The organism is uncultured Tateyamaria sp., from assembly GCF_947488715.1.
Lineage (GTDB): Bacteria > Pseudomonadota > Alphaproteobacteria > Rhodobacterales > Rhodobacteraceae > Tateyamaria.
This window is the reverse complement of the sequence record NZ_CANLAG010000006.1, coordinates 160567-178476: the sequence shown is the minus strand read 5'-3', so window position 1 is coordinate 178476 and position 17910 is coordinate 160567. Positions and strand designations below refer to the sequence as shown.

Below are 17910 nucleotides of genomic sequence, written 5' to 3'. Positions count from 1 at the left end.
ATGACCCGTGATCCTTTGTTGCAACCCTACCGGCTCAAGCATCTGACGCTGCGCAACCGGATCATGACGACCAGTCACGAGCCCGCCTATCCCGAAGAGGGCATGCCCAAGGACCGTTATCGCGCCTATCACGCCGAACGGGCCAAGGCGGGTGTCGCGCTGGCGATGACGGCGGGGTCGGCTTGTGTGTCGCGTGACAGCCCGCCCGCCTTCAACAACGTGCTGGCCTACAAGGACGAGGTGGTGCCGTGGATCAAGGGCATGACCGACGAACTGCACGATCATGGCTGCGCCGTGATGATCCAATTGACGCATCTGGGTCGGCGCACGGGGTGGAGCAAGGGAAATTGGCTGCCCTCGGTTGCGCCCACCCACCACCACGAGGCGGCGCACAGGTATAACCCCAAGCTGCTCGAAGACTGGGACATCGCCCGCATCATTCAGGACTATGTCGACGCTGCCGAACGGATGAAGGCCGGCGGCATGGATGGGTTGGAAATCGAATGTTACGGCCATTTGGCGGATCAATTCTGGTCCCCGCTTACCAATGAGCTGGAAGGGCTTTATGGCGCGCAGACACTGGAAAGCCGCACGCGGTTTGTCCGCGAGGTATTGGCGGGTATGCGCGCCAAAGTGGGTGACGATTTCCTGCTTGGCGTCCGGTTCACGGCGGATGAGGCAACGCCCGGCGGTCTGACCGATGACGAGGGTTTGCAGATTGCGCAGATGCTCAAAGCCGAAGGGTTGGTCGACTTCCTGAACGTGATCCGCGGGCGCATCCACTCTGACCCTGATCTGTCCAAGGTCATTCCCTTGCAAGGTTCCCCATCCGCGCCGCATCTGGATTTCGCGGGGCGGATCAAGGCCGAGATCGGTCTGCCCACCTTCCACGCCGCGCGCATTCCTGATGTGGCCACTGCCCGCCACGCGGTTGCCGCAGGGCATCTGGACATGGTTGGCATGACCCGCGCGCATATGGCTGATCCGCATCTGGTGCAAAAGATCATTGAGGGGCGCGAGGACGATATTCGCCCTTGTGTTGGCGCCACTTACTGCCTCGATCGGATCTATCAAGGGGGTGAGGCGCTCTGTATTCACAACGCGGCGACGGGGCGCGAGTTGACGATGCCACATGTCATCCAAGCGGCCCACACGCCGCGCAAGGTCGTTGTGGTCGGGGCCGGTCCGGGCGGGCTGGAAGCCGCCCGTGTGGCGGCGATGCGGGGTCACGACGTGACAGTTTTTGAGGCGGCGGACCAACCCGGCGGGCAAGTGCGGCTGACGGCGCAATCCCCCCGGCGGCGCGAAATGATCGGGATCATCGACTGGCGCATGGCGCAATGCGCCGCGCACGACGTGCAGTTTCATTTCAACACCTGGGCGGAAGCTGCGGATGTCACAGCACTCGACCCCGATCTGGTGATCGTCGCGACCGGTGGCCTGCCGCAAATGCGTCTCTATGAACAGATGACGGACCTGCCCCACGTCATCAGCGCATGGGATATCCTGTCGGGTGACGTGACAGCCAGCGGTGATGTCCTGGTGTTTGACGAGTCCGGGGACCACGCCGGATTGCAGGCCGCAGAGATGGCCGCCGACACCGCACATGTTGAGGTTATGACGCCAGACCGCACCTTTGCGCCCGAGGTCATGGGGCTGAACCTCGTGCCTTATGTCGCCCGTTTGCAGGACAAGGATGTGCGGATGACGGTCGCGCAGCGTCTTATGGGTGTGCGCAAGGATGGCAATCGGCTGCTTGCCGACATCGGTTCGGACTATAGCGACAAACGAAACGACAAGACCTTTGACCAGATTGTCGTCAATTACGGCACCTTGCCGAATGCGGACCTCTACTTTGACCTCAAATCGCTCTCGCGCAACCTCGGTGAGGTGGATCACGACGCACTGATAGACGGGCGGGCGCAGGCGTTGTCGCCGAACCCGGACGGGTCGTTCCAACTGTTCCGCATTGGCGATGCGGTGGCGGCGCGAAACACCCATGCGGCGATTTATGATGCGCTGAGGTTGATCAAGGACCTCTGACGCGGTGAAACACGGGCGCGGCAATGCCCAGATGAGAAAACACGGATCGTTGCCGGCAGTTGCAGCCCATTTCGCCCTTCCCATAGCCGCCAAGCCCTGTGACAAAACGCGCCTGCGCACCCTGTCGCACCCCCGGTGTCGGCGAAGTCGTGTACCCTATCTCAGGATCAAACACGGTATTCACGACACCTGAGGTGCTTGACGATGGACACATTAATGCTTTCCCGGATCCAGTTCGGGGCCAATATTTCGTTCCACATCCTGTTCCCGACGATCACGATCGCACTGGGTTGGGTCTTGCTGTTCTTCAAGCTGCGGTTCAACGCCACCGGTGACGGCAAGTGGATGGATGCCTACCGGTTCTGGGTCAAAGTGTTCGCCCTGAGCTTTGCCATGGGTGTCGTGTCAGGCATCACCATGTCGTTCCAGTTCGGCACCAACTGGCCGGGGTTCATGGAAACCGTGGGCAATATCGCGGGGCCGCTGCTGGCCTATGAAGTGATGACCGCGTTCTTCCTCGAGGCGGTGTTCCTGGGCATCATGCTCTTTGGGTTCTCGCGCGTGCCAGGTTGGCTGCACACCACTGCGACCTTCCTTGTGGCGTTCGGCACCTCGATGTCGGCGTTCTGGATCATCGTGCTCAACAGCTGGATGCACACACCGCAGGGCTACGAGATGCGCGATGGCGTGGCCTATGCCACCGACTGGTTCGCGATCATCTTCAACCCGTCGATGCCCTACCGCTTTACGCATATGATGCTGGCCTCGGGCCTGACGGTTGCCTTCCTCATCGCAGGTCTCAGCGCGTTCCGCTGGCTGCTCGGTGACCGGTCGCAAGGCGTGCGTGCGACACTGAAAACCGGTGTCTACCTTGGCGCGTTGCTGATCCCTGTGCAGATATTTATGGGTGACATGCACGGTCTGAACACGCTGGAGCACCAGCCTCAAAAGGTCGCCGCGATGGAAGGCAACTGGGAAACCCAGTCCAACGTGCCGCTGCTGCTCTTTGCCATCCCGGACGAAGAGGCCCGCACCAACCATTTCGAGGTCGGCATCCCCAACATGGCGTCGATCATCCTCAAGCACAAAGCCGATGGCGTCGTGCCGGGTCTGAACGATTTCGTCAGCGAGGACGGCGAGGTCCTGCACCCGCCGGTGGCCCCGGTGTTCTGGTCGTTCCGCATCATGGTGGCGACCGGCATGGCGATGCTGCTGCTCAGCTGGGGGGCCGCCTTCCTGATGCTGTGCAAGGGGCGCGGGGCCGAAGGGCTGCCCAAGCTGATACTCTTTGCGATGGTGCCAATGGCCTTTTCGGGCTGGGTCGCGACGCTTGCGGGCTGGTACACCACCGAAATCGGGCGGCAGCCGTGGCTGGTGCAGGGCATCATGACCACCGAAATGGCCGTAGCGGATGTGCCAGCACCCTTCGTGGCAACGACGCTTGGCGCCTATCTGTCGATCTATGTGCTGCTGCTGACCGCCTATATCGGTGTGCTGTTCTTTCTTGCGCGCAAGGGCGTGGACGGTGACGTCCCGCGTCGCCGCACCCCTCAATCCGGCGAGGCCCTGGCCCGCCAAGTTCCTGCGGAGTGACCTTGATGGATCTGTTTGGCGATCCGGCACAGTGGCTGCCGTTTACCTTTGCAGCACTGATGGGGGTGTCCATCCTCGTCTACGTTGTCCTCGACGGATTTGACCTGGGCGTGGGGGTTTTGTTCCCCTTCGCCTCGGACAGCGAAAAGGACATGATGGTGGCCTCGATCGGCCCGTTCTGGGATGCCAATGAAACATGGCTGGTGCTTGCCATCGGTCTCTTGCTGGTGGCTTTTCCTTCGGCCCACGGCACCATCCTGACCGCACTCTACCTGCCGGTGGCAATCATGCTCATCGGTCTGATCCTGCGCGGTGTAGCGTTCGAATTCCGGGTCAAGGCACCCACACCGCACAAAGCCACATGGAACTGGCTGTTCTTTGCCGGGTCGCTGATGACTTCGCTCAGCCAGGGCTTCATGCTCGGCAAATACGTCATGGGCCTGGAAAGCACGCTGGGCACTTGGGCCTTTGCCATGATCACCGCCGTGTTCCTAACAGTGGCCTATTCCTTCATCGGGGCGTGCTGGCTGATCCTCAAGACCGAGTACACCCTGCAGGCCAAAGCGGTCGACTGGGCCAAGGGCGGCATCTGGGGCCTTGTACTCGGCCTCGGCCTGATCTCGCTCGCCACCCCACTGGTCAGCCCGCGTATTTTCGACAAATGGTTCACCGCGCCCGAGATCTTCTGGCTCGCCCCATTGCCGATCCTGTCCGGGGTCACCGTCTACTGGCTCTGGCGCGCCCTGGGCCGCCTGCCCAACGAAACCGACGCAGGCGCGCGCACGCCATTCATGCTTGCGATCACCCTCTTCGTGTTCTCTTTCGGCGGGCTGGCCTATTCCTTCTACCCTTACGTGGTCCCGGAAAAGCTCACGATCTACGAGGCCGCCAGCGCCCCCGAAAGCCTGTTCATCATCCTCGTGGGCACCGTCTTTGTCCTGCCGATGATCGCGGGCTACACCGCGCTGGCCTACTACGTGTTCAAGGGCAAGGCGGCAGAATTGCGCTACGACTGACCATTCATTGTTCCAAAAAATATGCATATCGCACGCCAGCCTTTGGGCGCTGGCGTGCGCCATTGCGCACAGCATCTTCCCCTCACCCGCGGCGGCGTCTAGTCTGAACCTGTAGAACAGACAGGAACACCGCGCATGTACGATCTCGCCGCCTTGGGCGCATGGGCTGAATTTGCCGTCCGCTGGCTGCATGTCATCACGGCGATTGCGTGGATCGGGTCGTCCTTCTACTTCATCGCGCTGGATCTGGGCCTGCACCGCGACCGCGACCTGTCCTCGGGCGCGGATGGTGAGGAATGGCAGGTTCACGGCGGCGGGTTCTACCACATCCAGAAATACCTCGTCGCCCCGCCCGGCATGCCCGACGGGCTGATCTGGCACAAATGGCAGAGTTACTGGACGTGGCTCAGCGGCTTTGCCCTGCTGGTGCTGGTCTACTACCTCGGGGCGGAATTCTACCTGATTGACCCCAATGTGATGGACCTGACCACGTGGCAGGCGGTGGGCATTTCGCTGGCCTCGCTGGCCTTTGGTTGGATCGTCTACACCCAGCTCTGCCGCATCTTTGTGGACGCAGACCAGACGGTGCTGATGGTGGCGCTCTTTGCGGTGCTGGTGGGCATGGCGTGGTTTTACACGCAGGTCTTCTCGGGTCGCGCGGCGCTGCTGCATCTGGGCGCGTTCACGGCCACGCTGATGTCCGGCAACGTGTTCTTCGTCATCATCCCGAACCAGAAAATCGTGGTCGCAGACCTGATGGCGGGCCGCACGCCCGACGCCAAATACGGCAAGATCGCCAAGCAACGGTCGACCCACAACAATTACCTCACCCTGCCCGTGATCTTCCTGATGCTGTCCAACCACTACCCGCTGGCCTTTGCGAGCGATTGGAACTGGGTGATCGCCAGCCTCGTGTTCTTGATGGGGGTCACGATCCGGCACTGGTTCAACACCCATCACGCGCGCAAGGGCAATCCGCATTGGACATGGGGTGTGACCGCGCTGCTCTTTATCGCGATTGTCTGGCTCAGCACCGCGCCGATGGCACAGCGCGAGGCCGCCATCGTCACCCGCTTTGCCCAAGCCGACGGGTTTGAGACCGTCCATGAGATCGTGCAGGGCCGGTGCAGCATGTGCCACGCCGCCGAACCGGCCTGGTCCGGCCTGCTCTGGGCGCCCAAGGGGGTTGTGCTGGAAACCCCGGCGGATCTGAGCCGCAATGCCCTTGCCGTTTACCTGCAATCGGGGATCAGCCACGCGATGCCGCCCGCCAATCTCAGCTATATGGAAGACGACGAGCGTGCCGCCATCGTGGCGTGGTACCGCGCGGCAACTGGCGGCTGAAACCCCGCTTCGGCTGTGGTCGAATCGGGCCACCACATGCTAAGTCTTGTGGGATGAACGACCAGACCCCCAACATAAGACCCGTGATCCGCCAGCTGGACGAGGCCGCCGTGAACCGCATCGCGGCGGGCGAGGTCGTGGAACGCCCCGCATCCGCGGTCAAGGAACTGGTTGAAAACGCGATTGATGCTGGCGCCACCCGCATCGCCATCGACGTGGCGGACGGGGGCAAGACGTTGATCCGCGTGACGGATGACGGCTGTGGCATTGCGCCGGATGATCTGCCGCTGGCGCTCAGCCGCCATGCCACGTCCAAGATCGACGGCTCTGATTTGCTGAACATCCACACCTTCGGGTTCCGGGGCGAGGCGCTGCCCAGTCTGGGTGCTGTGGGGCGGTTGACGATCACCAGCCGGGTGCCGGGCGATGCGGGGGCCGAAATTTCGGTGCAGGGCGGCGCGCACAGCGCGGTCAAGCCTGCGGCGCTCAACCGTGGCACAGTCATCACCCTGCGCGATCTATTCTATGCCACGCCTGCGCGATTGAAATTCCTGCGCACGGACCGGGCTGAGGCGCAGGCGATCACGGATGTTATCAAACGGCTGGCCATGGCTGAACCCTTCGTGCGGTTCGAACTGCGCGATGTGTCGGGTGATCCGCGCACCGTCTTCAAGGTCGAGGCGCAGACCGGCGATCCGATGGATGCGCTGCGCGGGCGGCTGTCGGATGTGCTGGGTGCTGAATTTGCCGAAAACAGCATCGCGATTGATACAATGCGCGAGGGGCTGCACCTGTCGGGCTATGCGGCCCTGCCGACCTATTCACGCGGCGCGGCGGTGGCACAGTTCCTGTTCGTCAACGGCCGCCCGGTCAAGGACAAGCTGCTGACCGGAGCCCTGCGTGCCGCCTATTTCGATTTCCTTAGCCGTGACCGCCACCCGGCGGCGGCCCTGTTCGTGGATTGCGACCCGCAGTTGGTGGATGTGAACGTGCACCCGGCCAAATCCGAGGTGCGGTTCCGTGATCCCGGTCTCGCCCGCGGGCTGATCGTATCGGGCCTGCGTCATGCGCTGGCCGGGGCCGGGCACCGTGCGTCATCGACTGTGGCCGGGGCGACGTTGGGGGCCATGCGCCCGGAGGTGACCGAACCGCGTGTCTACCAGATGGACCGGCCCAGCCTTGGGCCGCGCGCGCCCATCGACGCTGGCTTTGCCGAGATGGCGCAGGACTATAGCGCGCAGGTGGTGGAGGTGCCCACCGCACCCGCACCTGAGGATCTACCATTGGGTGTGGCGCGCGGTCAGGTGCACGAGAACTACATCGTTGCCCAGACCGCGACCGGCATGGTGATCGTGGATCAGCACGCCGCCCACGAACGGCTGGTCTATGAAAAGCTCAAGACACAGATGGCCGAGAACGGCGTTGCCGCGCAGGCCCTGCTGATCCCCGAGATCGTCAGCCTGTCGCCCGGCGACTGCGCGCGCCTGCTCGAGATCGCTGAGGCGCTGTCGGCGCTGGGCCTCGGGATCGAGGCCTTTGGCGGCGACGCCATCGCCGTGCGCGAAACGCCTGCGATCCTGGGTGAAGTCGACGCCAAAGCGATGATCCACGACATTCTCGACGAACTGGCCGATCTGGGCAGCAGCCAATCGGTGCAGGCCCGGATCGAGGCGATCCTGAGCCGCGTCGCCTGTCATGGGTCGGTCCGGTCGGGCCGCTGGATGCGCGCCGAAGAGATGAATGCGCTCTTGCGCGAGATGGAGGCGACGCCCCATTCCGGTCAATGCAACCACGGGCGGCCGACCTATGTGGAACTCAAGCTGGCCGATATCGAACGGCTGTTCGGACGTACCTGATGACATTCGAATTTAACGGGACCCAGATCATGCTGAGCCAACCTGTGCTGATCATTGCCGGCCTGGCAGCGGCGCTTGTCCTGTTGCTCTTTGTGCTGCTCATCCTGACGGTGGTGCGGTCGGGCCGCTCGGCCCGCGCGGTGCAGCCGCTGGCGCAGCAACTGGGCTATCTTGGTCAGCACGTGCAGGGGCTGGCGCAGGGACAGGAAGGGCTGCGCGCCTCGATCCAAATGGTGTCCGACACGGCCACCAACGGGCAGGCGCAACTGGCGCAGACGCTGGAACAGCGGTTGGGCGCGGTACAGCAGCAGATGCAGGACCGGTTGGCCGACAATGCACTGCGCAGCCAGCGCAGCCTGACCGAGATGCAGGAACGGATGAAGGAAACGCTGCACGGGTCGTCGAAACAGACCACCACTAGCCTGACGCAATTGCAGGAACGTCTGGCCGTAATCGACCGGGCGCAGGACAACATCACCAAACTGTCGGGCGATGTGCTCAGCCTTCAGGACATTCTGTCCAACAAGCAGACGCGCGGCGCCTTTGGCGAGATCCAGTTGCGCGACATCGTGGGCAAGGCGCTGCCCAATGACAGCTATGCGTGGCAGCCGACCCTGTCCAATGGCAAGCGGGCCGATTGCCTGATCCACCTCCCCAACCCGCCGGGCCCCATCGTCATCGACAGCAAGTTCCCGCTGGAGGCCTATGAGGCGTTGCGTCGGGCCGAGACGGAACACGACCTGAAACTCGCCGTCGCACAGATGAAGGTGGCGGTGAAAAAGCACATCGCGGACATCTCGCAGAAATACATCATCGAGGGCGAGACGGCGGACGGCGCGCTCATGTTCCTGCCGTCCGAGGCGGTCTATGCCGAATTGCACGCCAATTTCCCGGATCTGGTGCGGGCCGGGTTCGATGCGCGGGTGTGGATCGTGTCACCTACGACCTGCATGGCGACGCTGAACACGATGCGGGCGATTCTCAAGGACGCGCGCATGCGCGAACAGGCGGGGGCCATTCGCAAGGAATTGTCGATGCTGGTGGCAGATGTGGACCGACTGGGCACACGGGTCGGCAATCTGGACCGGCATTTCGGTCAGGCCGCCAAGGATATCGAAGAGATCAAGATCAGCGCCGACAAGGCGGGCAAACGTGCCCATCGGCTGGATAATTTTGATTTCGAAGAGTTGGAGGACACGCCCCCATTGCCCATAGGCAAGCGGACCGACGCCGCAGAGTAGCGTCGGTCGTTACGTTTAGATGCGTGCGAAGCGCTGAGCGATTTTCGGCAGCAGGCCCTGGAATTCCAGCGGAGCATCCGTCACGGCCAGGCAGATGCAGTCCTCGTGGATGTCAGCAACGGGCGTGTGATGCAGATCGCTGTCCGCGATTTCGACATCGCCGCGCGCGAAATAATCATCTTCGTCCTGAAACGCGCCTTGCAGCACCATCGTCATCTCGGTGCCTTTGTGCCCGTGATCGGGCATGGCTGCACCCGCCGGGATAAACAGCAACCGGGCCGACGCATCGCGCGACGTGGGCAGGATCGCCTGTTTAACACCCATGCCGACGCTGCGCCACTTAACGGCATCCACGCCGCCACCGACATAATCCTGCAACGGGCCGGGCAGGATCGAGCCTGCGTCGCGCGGCATACGAATCTCGTCAGGCGCACCCCCGGCAATCAGTGACATCGTCGCCGCAAAGCTGTCGGTATCCATCGCCACATCGTTTCCGGGTGTCTGCGCCATCACTTCACCGCCAAGGGCGTCAAAGCTCTCGGCGCGCGCCCTACAGGTGTCGCACAGCGACACATGGGTCGCGACCATCAGATTGAACGCTTCCGGCAGGGTCCCGGCGGCGTATCCCATCAACACGTCATCCGTCAGATGGTGTTTGATTTCATGTTCCATCATTTGCTCACTTCATCGCGTGACGCAGCCGTTCCAGCGCCAGCCTCAACCTTGATTTGATCGTGCCCAGAGGCAGACCGGTTTGCTCGGCGATTTCGCTGTGGGACAGGTCCCCGAAATACGCCCGTTGTATCAATTCACGCTGGGCAGGCGGCAAATCTTCGATTGCGCGGCCCAACTGTTCGCAGTCCTGTTGCAGGGCCATCACATCGGCCTGATCAGGGTCTTCTTCGGGTCCCCAACCCAGATCTTCGGGTTCGGGGCGGCGCTGCTTGCGCAGCACGTCAATCTTGCGGTTCCGCGCAATGGTGAAGATCCAGGTCGCCACCGAAGCCCGCGCGGGGTCAAACATATGTGCCTTGTGCCAACAGGTGGCCATCACCTCCTGCGCGCACTCTTCGGCCAACGACGCGTCGGCACCTGACTTGATCAGGAACCCTTTGACCCGTGGGGCAAAGTGCTCGAACAGCTCTTTGAAGGCTGCCTGATCCTGTGTGTCGCGGATGCGGACCATGTGGGACACCCACAACATCCGTTTCGCATCGTTGTCGTTCATGCCCTTGGGTCCTGTCACAGTTGCCGAAACCAATCCCGGTTTCGGTCGACTTGCTGCCTCTGACGTGTCTAAACCCGCGTACATATCTCGTCTACGCCAGCACTTGTGAATTGGATCAAAAATAAAGTTCCGGCTTTTCCACATCCGTTTGGCGCGCAATGCCGTACACAGTTCAATACACGACAACCACAGGGACGCCTGACTTTTATGCCTTTTGAAAATCCACCAGCCCCCCGCAAACGCATCGCCGTCATCGGGGGCGGCATCTCTGGGATGGGCGCTGCCTATGCTTTGGCGTCCGATCACCACGTGACCCTGTTCGAGGCCGAGCCGCGTTTGGGTGGGCATGCCCGCACAATCACGGCAGGCAAACGCGGGGATCAGCCAGTGGATACGGGGTTTCTTGTCTTTAACTATGCCAATTATCCCAACATGGCCGACCTGTTTGCCGAACTGGACGTGCCGGTTGTGAAATCAAACATGAGCTTTGGCGCGTCCATCGACGGCGGGCGTCTGGAATACGGTCTGGCCAGCCTGAACGCGCTCTTTGCGCAGCGATCGAATGTTGTGAATCCCCGGTTCCTGGGCATGGTGCGCGATATTTTCCGCTTTAACCGCGATGCGCTTCGGGTGGCCAATGCCGACCGGACACGTACAGTTGGGCAGTTTCTTGAGGCGATGGGAACGGGCGATTGGTTCCGCGATTTTTACCTGCTGCCACTCAGTGGCGCGATCTGGTCCACGCCGACGGACAAGATCATGGATTTCCCTGCCCATGCGATGATCCAGTTCTTTGCAAACCACGCCCTGCTGAACACAACAGGTCAGCACCAGTGGTACACGGTCGATGGTGGTTCGGTGCAATATGTCCGCAGGTTGGAGGCCGCGCTGTTGGGCTATGGTGCTGACATCCGGCTCAAGGCCCCGGTACAGGCCGTGCGGCGCACAGCCGGTGGTGCACAGATCAAGGTTTGGGGCGGCACGTGGGAGGTGTTCGACGAGGTGATTTTTGCCACCCACTCGGACGACAGTCTGGCGATGCTGGATGACCCGACCGACGCCGAACAGGATGCGCTGGGCGCCATCAAATACCAGGCGAATGACATCGTGCTGCACTGCGATGAGGCGATCATGCCTGAACGCCGTCAGACATGGTCCAGCTGGGTCTATACCGAGGACCGCAATGCCCGGAATGACCGGATTGACCTGACCTATTGGATCAATTCGCTGCAACCGGTTCCGATGGACGACCCCCATTTTGTCACGCTGAACACCAAACGTACCATTCGCGAGGACAAGATATATGATCAGACCGTGCTGCGGCACCCGGTCTACGACCTTGCCGCTCTGGCCGCGCAAGACGCGGTAAGGGCTATGAACGGGGTCAATCATACGTGGTTCTGCGGGGCATGGATGCGCCACGGCTTCCACGAGGACGGGTTGACCAGCGGGTTGGACGTTGCCCGTGCCTTGCGCGCGGCGCCGGCATTGCAGGTGGCGGCAGAATGACCTCGACCGTCGATCATATCGCGGGCGTGACCTATCACGGGCGCAAGGGTGCGATCGAAAACGCGTTTCGCTATTCGGTGGATTACATGCTGCTGGATGCAGAGGCCGACGTGACTACGCCGGGCCTGTTTCGGCGCAATGGCCGGGGTGTGATGGCGCTGGACGATGTCGACCACGGTGGCACGCCCAAGGCCGGACGCGGTGCCCAATGGGTGCGCGAAGTGCTTGAGGCGCATCAGATCACGGGGGTGACCCGCATTGAATTGCTGGCGCAGCCCAAGGTGCTGGGGCACGTGTTCAACCCTGTCAGTTTCTGGTTGTGCCGCCGCGCGGACAACGCCTTGATCGCCGTGATTGCCGAGGTCACCAACACCTTTGGCGACCGCCACAGCTATCTCGTGTCGCATCCGGATGTGCGCCCTATTGCGGCCGAAGACCGGATGCAGGCGACCAAGATTTTTCACGTGTCGCCCTTTCAACCCGTCGAAGGCGGCTATGAGTTCCGTTTCGACATCCGCGACGACCGGGTGGGTATCTGGATCGACTATTCCCGCGGTGAGGGTGGCCTGATCGCCACGCTGACCGGACGTCGTGCCGCTCTCAGCAATGGGTCGATCCTTCGCGCCATCCTGCGCCGCCCCTTTGGGTCGCGCCGGGTTCTCGGGTTGATCCATTGGCAGGCGCTCAAGCTGTGGATCAAGCGCGCCACATACCGCGCCCGCCCCGTCCCGCCGACCGAAGAGGTGTCGCGGTGACGGTCACGCAGACCCATCAGTATCCGGCACATCAGGCCAAGGCCCATCGGCTGCCAGCTTACGCGGTGTTCGCCGCGCTGTTGGCTTCTGCTGGTCTGCCGATCTATATCCACGCGCCCAAGTTTTACGTGGATGAATATGGTGTGTCGCTTGCCGCGCTGGCGGCTGTTCTGTTTGGTCTGCGGTTGTTGGACGTGGTGCAGGATCCGCTGTTCGGTCGTTTGTCTGAAACACTGCGCAGCAAGCGCGGGGCGGGTGTTCTGATCGGGACAACCGTCATGGCGCTCTCGATGTTGGGGCTATTTGCGATCCCGCCGCTGTTGCCACCGCTGCTCTGGTTTGCGCTGATGCTGACGGGGGTGTTTTCGGCTTTCAGTTTTCTGACCATCAACTTTTACGCCCAAGGGGTGATCAAGGCCGACCAACTGCCGGGGCAGGGCCACCTGCGTCTGGCGCAGTGGCGCGAGACGGGGGCGTTGTTGGGGGTGTGTGCCGCAGCGATTGCACCGGTGATGCTGGGTACAGTCATGGGCGCGCCCTTTGCCGGGTTCGCCGTAGGTTTTGCTGTGCTCGCCCTCGCCGCAGTGGTGATGATGCGCGGCGAATGGGTGCACAACGGATTGCCCGCCTCGGTCGGCTTTCGCGCCGTGCTTGGCGATGCCCTGGCGCGTCGCCTGTTGGTCATTGCATTGGTCAATGCAGCACCTGTTGCGGTCAGCTCGACTCTCTTTCTCTTCTTTGTCGAAAGCCGTTTGGAAGCGGCCGGGTTCGAAGGACCGCTGTTGTTGCTCTTTTTCCTGTCGGCGGCCATTGCGGCCCCCGTTTGGGGGCGGCTGGCAGAGCGGTTCGGGGTCAAGCCGGTGCTGCTGTCTGCCATGGTGCTGGCCATATGCGCCTTTGCAGGCGCGATGACACTTGGTCCGGGGGACTGGGCTGTCTTTGCGGTGATCTGTGCGCTGTCTGGGGCCACATTGGGCGCGGACCTGACCCTGCTGCCTGCCGTCTTTGCGACGCGTATGGCCCGGATCAGCCCCTCTGCTGCCGAGGGCTTTGGCCTCTGGGCGTTCGTTTCGAAATTCACATTGGCCTTTGCCGCCGTGACATTGCTGCCTGCGCTTGAGCAGGCGGGTTTTGTCAGTGGTGCCGGGGCCAGCTCACCGCCTGAGGCACTGATGCTTCTGACGGTGCTCTATGCCGCTGTTCCCTGCGGCCTCAAGGTGGTGGCCGTCCTGTTGCTGGCCACCACGGACCTGAAGGAGACCTGAGATGGAAGAACTGATCTATGTGTTGATCGGCGCCGTCGTGATCTTTGCCCTGGGCTGGTCGCGGTCCCGTTATGCCGATTTCCTCGGCCAATCCCCTGACGACTACGCCTCGGCGGACAATGCGTTTGACGTGCGAACACATTTGAACGGCCCCATCGTCTGCGAAGGCGTGATCTACGGCCCGACAGGCCGCGTATCGTCGCGCTTTGTCGGCGAGTTCGACTGCCACTGGGACGGTAACAAGGGCACGATGAACGAGACGTTTCACTATGACGATGGCTCGCGGCAGGACCGCTGCTGGCATCTGACGTTAGGCAATGACGGGGGCATAAAGGCGCTGGCCGACGATGTGGTCGGCGAGGGTACGGGGCAGCAAAGCGGCGACTCCGTTCAGTTGAAGTACAGGTTTCGCCTGCCTGAGGCATCGGGCGGGCACGTTCTGGACACCGTGGATTGGATGTATCTGGCACCCAATGGAACCATCGTGAACCGGTCGCAGTTCCGTAAATACGGGATCAAAGTGGCAGAGCTGGTCGCGACCATGCGCCCCGCACCACAGGAGATGAAAGAAGCAGCATGAGTGACATGGATCTGGCGGGCAAACGGTATTGGCTTGTGGGCGCAAGCGATGGGTTGGGCAAGGCGCTCGCCCATCATCTGAGCCGCATGGGCGTCGAAGTGGTCGTGTCCGCCCGGTCCGAGGACAAATTGACAGCACTGGTGGCTGAGCTGCCGGGCAAGGCATCGTTTCAGACCATAGACATCTCGGATGACCAAAGCGTGCGGGACGCCGCCGCAGCGGTGGGCGACATCGACGGTTTGGTGCTGTTGGCGGGCGTGTACTGGCCGTTCTCGGCCAAGGCATGGGATGCGGATCAGGCGGTGGCCATGGCCGACATCAACTTTACCGGTTTCATGCGCGTGCTGGGCCAGGTGGTGCCGAAATTTATCGAACGCGATGCGGGTCACATCGTGGTCACGTCGTCCCTGACCGGGTTCCGCGGCTTGCCCGGTTCTATCGGATACACGGCGTCCAAGGCCGCGACCATGTCGCTGGCCGAGTGCATGCACGCCGACCTGCGCGACACAGGTGTGCGCGTCCAAGTCGCTAACCCCGGTTTCATCAAGACGCAGCTGACCGAAAAGAACGATTTCAAGATGCCGTTCATCATGGAACCCGAGGATGCAGCGCGCGAGATGGTCGAACTGATGGTGTCGGACCACTTCAAAAAAAGCTTTCCGACGTTCTTTTCGCTGCTGTTTCGTGGGTCGCAATTCCTGCCGGATTGGCTCTACTACCGCATCTTTGCCTGACGGGGCGCGTCAGTCGTAGGGCAAGTCCTCGGGCGCGACGCCGACGAAATCGGGTTCCGGTGTCCTGGGCAGTCGAATGGCCTTGATCATGGTGTCACCCGCCAGCAACGCCTGCACGACCCGGTGCATACCATCCATCAAACGCCCCTCTGCATCCAGGATGATCGGATAGGCCCGATCCACCTGCTGAACCATCGCCATGTGATCGGTCAACGCGCGCGGCGACGGCACACCACCTTCGGCAAACCACCAATCCTCGTCGATTTCCGCGATCTCTGTCAGTGGCACATCGTGACTGGGCAGGTGTTCTGCCTGTGCCACGATCTTGCGCATGTCCCACGCCCGCAGCCCGTGCGGGCCGGGGCGAAAATGGTACTGCGCGCGCATCATCCCCGCTGGGCTGCGTCGAAGGTGTCTTTGGCCCGTGCCCAGACGCCCGCATCCATCTCCCCGAGCGTCAGCAGGCTGGGCAAAAGCTGTTCGGCGTAGTCCTCGCTGCTTTCGACCGGCAGCATGGAGGGCAGGTTGTCGATGGCTGTGACGTCCAGTGGTGGCGCATCATGGACGCGCAGGGCCGGAGCCTCCCATGTGGTTGTGCGGTCGTAGACCTTGATCGGGGAAAAGTCGCTGTCGGGGTCGCAGGCGATGTCGCCGATCACGGTCAGCTTGCGCGGCTGGTGGGGTGTCCCCGCGGGGACAAACACCGGCGTGCCGGGCCGCGCGAGGATGCAATTGAAGAAAATATCATGCGCCAACACCTGCGGAAAGGGGCCGCCGGATGCCGTTTCGGCCATGTCCCAGCGTGTCGTCGGAACGCCCATCACGTTGCAGAGATCCGCAGCCCCCGTGCCGACGCGGCCAAGCGCGCCGATGATCAACGCGGTGGGGCGGTGGGTGCCTGTCGACACCAGTGCCGCCTGAAGATCAGCGAGCATGTGGCTGGCGCTGGGCGATGGGCTGACGGTGCCAGCGATGTGGCCTTTTTGCTGGGCGATCCAGCATGTCAGGGCGACGGCCGCGCCTGCGTATCCGGCCCAGTACCCAAATGCGGCGACGCGGCGGCCGTCGGTGTCCACGAGGTATTCCAGGTCAAACAGCGTGCCTCCACCCTCTGCAAACCGGCGCAGCAGCACTTGTCCGGCGGGTTGCCCCTTGAACGCGTGGCCAAACATGATGTGACGGTGCCGCAACGCCGTGCCATCGTCGGGCAGTTCCTTGAGGCCAAAAACAACGGCATCGTCGGGCGCATCCGGCCAACTGTGCTCTGGCGCGATGGTGGCACCGGCCTGCGCATAGCGGTCGGTCGGGATGCAGCGGGTGGCGCTGTCTTCGACGGTGACGGTGAGACCGGCGGCGATCAGCTTTGCCGCGCCTTGTGGCGTCAGGCCAACGCGGGTTTCGTTGTCGCGCTGTTCGGCGCGCACCCAGAGATGTGTCATGGCAACATCCCGTTGCCCCGAACCGTCTGGACGCTTGGGCGTGCCTCCATCGCGGCCATGAAGGCGCGCAGTTTGGGGTATGGCGCAAGGTCAACGCCGTCGCCGGGCAACCACGTGCAGACCACAAACAGGTAAGCGTCAGCGATACAGGCCGTCTCGCCGAGGATGTAGGGGCCGGTCAGGCATGTGTCTTCGACGAATTGCGCGGACGCGGCCATGGTTTCCGGCACCTTGGCGGCCATGTCCTGCCAACTGCTGTCCTGATCCGCCCACCGGCTGCCGCGCATCTTGTGGGCGTGGTTCACGTGCATGGTAGACGCGAGGTAATACATCACGGCGCGGGCACGCGCGGCATCCAGCGGATCGGCAGGCATCAGACCCGGCGCACGGGCGGCCAGATAGTCGAGGATCGCCCCGGTTTCCGTGAGGATCGTGCCTTCGGTCTCCAATGCGGGAACGCGGCCCTTGGGATTGATCCGCGCATAGGCATCCGTGCGCTGTTCGCCCGCGCGGAAGTCGAGCTTTTGCGGGGTGTAGTCCAGTCCGGCCTCATGCAGCGCAATGGCGACCGCAATGGAAATCGTACCGGGTGCGTAGTGCAGTTTCATGTCGGGTCCTTGGGTTGGGTCAGCGGGTCTGATCAGACGTGGGTCTGTGCGTGGTGCCGGTCGGGTGGTTCAAGGTGTGGGACGGCATTGAACATCACCGGTGACCAGGTGCCGCCGATGGGGTGCAGACGGTGTATGGACGTGTTCACGATCGCCAGCGCGACATTCGCCATCGCAGAGATGTCCAGCCCAAGGTGGAGCCGCATGGTCATCGCGATCAACCCGCCGGAGGTCACCACCAAAGCGGGTCCCGTGCCGTCGCCGATTTCGCGCAGGACATCGCGGATACGGTTTTCAAAGGCGCTGAACCGTTCGGGCGCGCCCTCGAGCTTGTCGTCGCGCCAATGGGCGAGGACCACGGGAAAGTGGTGCACGAACTGGCTGGGGTCTTGCGGCGCGGCAATGCCGTGCTCGGCCTCGAGTGCTTGCGCCATGGTGAAGTATTCCAGCTCGTTCAGGCGCGCGTCGCGGGTGGCGTCCAGCCCGGTGTCCATGCCGTCTGCGGTTTCGCGGTGGCGGCGCAGGGTGCCGGTATAGAGCCGCGCGTGGTGCTGGTGTGTGTCGCGCATATGGGTACCAAGCCACGCCGCCTGCTGGTGCCCCAGCGGGGAGAGCTGGTCATAGCTGGCTTCGTCCTTGGCGTGGGTGTTGGCCTGACCGTGGCGGATAAGAGTGATGTGGGACATGGGCGCCTGTGGC

17 protein-coding genes are annotated in these 17910 nt (G+C 62.5%); 11 read left to right on the top strand and 6 right to left on the bottom strand.

The window, feature by feature from the left end:
• The 6 genes from Q0936_RS14900 to rmuC all read left to right on the top strand — a co-directional run bounded on the left by Q0936_RS14900 (position 1) and on the right by rmuC (position 9093).
• Positions 1-2043 (top strand): NADH:flavin oxidoreductase, encoded by a 2043-nt coding sequence (locus tag Q0936_RS14900; RefSeq protein WP_299293211.1) that lies wholly within the window; start codon positions 1-3, stop codon positions 2041-2043.
• Positions 2044-2247: 204 nt separating this feature from the next.
• The gene (locus Q0936_RS14895; protein WP_299293208.1) at positions 2248-3636 is read left to right on the top strand and encodes a cytochrome ubiquinol oxidase subunit I; all 1389 of its coding nucleotides are present in this window, start codon (positions 2248-2250) and stop codon (positions 3634-3636) included.
• Positions 3637-3641: 5 nt separating this feature from the next.
• Positions 3642-4652 carry a cytochrome d ubiquinol oxidase subunit II gene (locus Q0936_RS14890; protein ID WP_299293205.1) on the top strand — a complete coding sequence of 337 codons (1011 nt, stop codon included), beginning with the start codon at positions 3642-3644 and terminating at the stop codon, positions 4650-4652.
• 135 nt (positions 4653-4787) lie between these two features.
• Entirely contained in the window at positions 4788-5996 is a 1209-nt protein-coding gene (locus Q0936_RS14885; protein ID WP_299293202.1) for a urate hydroxylase PuuD, read from the top strand.
• 53 nt (positions 5997-6049) lie between these two features.
• Complete coding sequence (gene mutL, locus Q0936_RS14880; protein ID WP_299293199.1) at positions 6050-7852, top strand: DNA mismatch repair endonuclease MutL; 1803 nt, start codon at positions 6050-6052, stop codon at positions 7850-7852.
• 29 nt (positions 7853-7881) lie between these two features.
• Positions 7882-9093: a DNA recombination protein RmuC gene (gene rmuC, locus Q0936_RS14875; protein WP_299293325.1), complete on the top strand. Its 1212-nt coding sequence runs from the start codon at positions 7882-7884 to the stop codon at positions 9091-9093.
• Positions 9094-9108: 15 nt separating this feature from the next.
• Here rmuC and Q0936_RS14870 read toward each other — a convergent pair whose 3' ends face one another.
• On the bottom strand, positions 9109-9765 hold the full coding sequence (locus tag Q0936_RS14870) for a ChrR family anti-sigma-E factor (RefSeq protein WP_299143913.1): 657 nt from the start codon (positions 9763-9765) through the stop codon (positions 9109-9111).
• A gap of 7 nt (positions 9766-9772) precedes the next feature.
• Complete coding sequence (locus Q0936_RS14865) at positions 9773-10321, bottom strand: sigma-70 family RNA polymerase sigma factor (protein ID WP_299143596.1); 549 nt, start codon at positions 10319-10321, stop codon at positions 9773-9775.
• A 207-nt stretch (positions 10322-10528) separates the two neighbouring features.
• Here Q0936_RS14865 and Q0936_RS14860 point away from each other — a divergent pair, with 207 nt between their 5' ends.
• Genes Q0936_RS14860 through Q0936_RS14840 form a run of 5 tightly spaced genes read left to right on the top strand, consistent with a single transcriptional unit; the run spans position 10529 to position 15164 of the window.
• Positions 10529-11830 (top strand): FAD-dependent oxidoreductase, encoded by a 1302-nt coding sequence (locus tag Q0936_RS14860; protein ID WP_299293197.1) that lies wholly within the window; start codon positions 10529-10531, stop codon positions 11828-11830.
• A complete protein-coding gene (locus Q0936_RS14855) occupies positions 11827-12585 on the top strand; it encodes a DUF1365 domain-containing protein (protein ID WP_299293194.1) in 759 nt (252 codons plus the stop codon). The genes Q0936_RS14860 and Q0936_RS14855 overlap by 4 nt, the downstream gene beginning before the upstream one ends.
• Positions 12582-13850, top strand: a complete 1269-nt coding sequence (locus Q0936_RS14850; protein WP_299293191.1) for an MFS transporter — start codon at positions 12582-12584, stop codon at positions 13848-13850. Before Q0936_RS14855 ends, Q0936_RS14850 begins: the two co-directional genes overlap by 4 nt.
• 1 nt (position 13851) lies before the next feature.
• Complete coding sequence (locus tag Q0936_RS14845) at positions 13852-14430, top strand: DUF3833 family protein (RefSeq protein WP_299293187.1); 579 nt, start codon at positions 13852-13854, stop codon at positions 14428-14430.
• On the top strand, positions 14427-15164 hold the full coding sequence (locus Q0936_RS14840) for an SDR family NAD(P)-dependent oxidoreductase (RefSeq protein WP_299293184.1): 738 nt from the start codon (positions 14427-14429) through the stop codon (positions 15162-15164). Before Q0936_RS14845 ends, Q0936_RS14840 begins: the two co-directional genes overlap by 4 nt.
• A gap of 9 nt (positions 15165-15173) precedes the next feature.
• Here Q0936_RS14840 and Q0936_RS14835 read toward each other — a convergent pair whose 3' ends face one another.
• From Q0936_RS14835 to Q0936_RS14820, 4 genes are read right to left on the bottom strand one after another with little or no spacing between them, the layout of a single operon-like run.
• Positions 15174-15497, bottom strand: coding sequence for a hypothetical protein (locus Q0936_RS14835; protein ID WP_299293181.1), 324 nt, complete (start codon positions 15495-15497; stop codon positions 15174-15176).
• A 53-nt stretch (positions 15498-15550) separates the two neighbouring features.
• The gene (locus Q0936_RS14830) at positions 15551-16603 is read right to left on the bottom strand and encodes a saccharopine dehydrogenase (RefSeq protein ID WP_299293178.1); all 1053 of its coding nucleotides are present in this window, start codon (positions 16601-16603) and stop codon (positions 15551-15553) included.
• The gene (locus Q0936_RS14825) at positions 16600-17211 is read right to left on the bottom strand and encodes a glutathione S-transferase family protein (RefSeq protein ID WP_299293175.1); all 612 of its coding nucleotides are present in this window, start codon (positions 17209-17211) and stop codon (positions 16600-16602) included. Before Q0936_RS14825 ends, Q0936_RS14830 begins: the two co-directional genes overlap by 4 nt.
• 32 nt (positions 17212-17243) lie before the next feature.
• Positions 17244-17897, bottom strand: coding sequence for a histidine phosphatase family protein (locus Q0936_RS14820; RefSeq protein ID WP_299293172.1), 654 nt, complete (start codon positions 17895-17897; stop codon positions 17244-17246).
• Between the last annotated feature and the right edge of the window lie 13 nt (positions 17898-17910).

Excerpts from the sequence above, each read along its gene's own strand:
- Q0936_RS14900 (WP_299293211.1), top strand. The coding sequence starts at position 1 with ATGACCCGTGATCCTTTGTTGCAACCCTACCGGCTCAAGCATCTGACG.
- Q0936_RS14895 (WP_299293208.1), top strand. The coding sequence starts at position 2,248 with ATGGACACATTAATGCTTTCCCGGATCCAGTTCGGGGCCAATATTTCG.
- Q0936_RS14890 (WP_299293205.1), top strand. The coding sequence starts at position 3,642 with ATGGATCTGTTTGGCGATCCGGCACAGTGGCTGCCGTTTACCTTTGCA.
- Q0936_RS14885 (WP_299293202.1), top strand. The coding sequence starts at position 4,788 with ATGTACGATCTCGCCGCCTTGGGCGCATGGGCTGAATTTGCCGTCCGC.
- mutL (WP_299293199.1), top strand. The coding sequence starts at position 6,050 with ATGAACGACCAGACCCCCAACATAAGACCCGTGATCCGCCAGCTGGAC.
- rmuC (WP_299293325.1), top strand. The coding sequence starts at position 7,882 with ATGCTGAGCCAACCTGTGCTGATCATTGCCGGCCTGGCAGCGGCGCTT.
- Q0936_RS14870 (WP_299143913.1), bottom strand. The coding sequence starts at position 9,765 with ATGGAACATGAAATCAAACACCATCTGACGGATGACGTGTTGATGGGA.
- Q0936_RS14865 (WP_299143596.1), bottom strand. The coding sequence starts at position 10,321 with ATGAACGACAACGATGCGAAACGGATGTTGTGGGTGTCCCACATGGTC.
- Q0936_RS14860 (WP_299293197.1), top strand. The coding sequence starts at position 10,529 with ATGCCTTTTGAAAATCCACCAGCCCCCCGCAAACGCATCGCCGTCATC.
- Q0936_RS14855 (WP_299293194.1), top strand. The coding sequence starts at position 11,827 with ATGACCTCGACCGTCGATCATATCGCGGGCGTGACCTATCACGGGCGC.
- Q0936_RS14845 (WP_299293187.1), top strand. The coding sequence starts at position 13,852 with ATGGAAGAACTGATCTATGTGTTGATCGGCGCCGTCGTGATCTTTGCC.
- Q0936_RS14840 (WP_299293184.1), top strand. The coding sequence starts at position 14,427 with ATGAGTGACATGGATCTGGCGGGCAAACGGTATTGGCTTGTGGGCGCA.
- Q0936_RS14835 (WP_299293181.1), bottom strand. The coding sequence starts at position 15,497 with ATGCGCAAGATCGTGGCACAGGCAGAACACCTGCCCAGTCACGATGTG.
- Q0936_RS14830 (WP_299293178.1), bottom strand. The coding sequence starts at position 16,603 with ATGACACATCTCTGGGTGCGCGCCGAACAGCGCGACAACGAAACCCGC.
- Q0936_RS14825 (WP_299293175.1), bottom strand. The coding sequence starts at position 17,211 with ATGAAACTGCACTACGCACCCGGTACGATTTCCATTGCGGTCGCCATT.
- Q0936_RS14820 (WP_299293172.1), bottom strand. The coding sequence starts at position 17,897 with ATGTCCCACATCACTCTTATCCGCCACGGTCAGGCCAACACCCACGCC.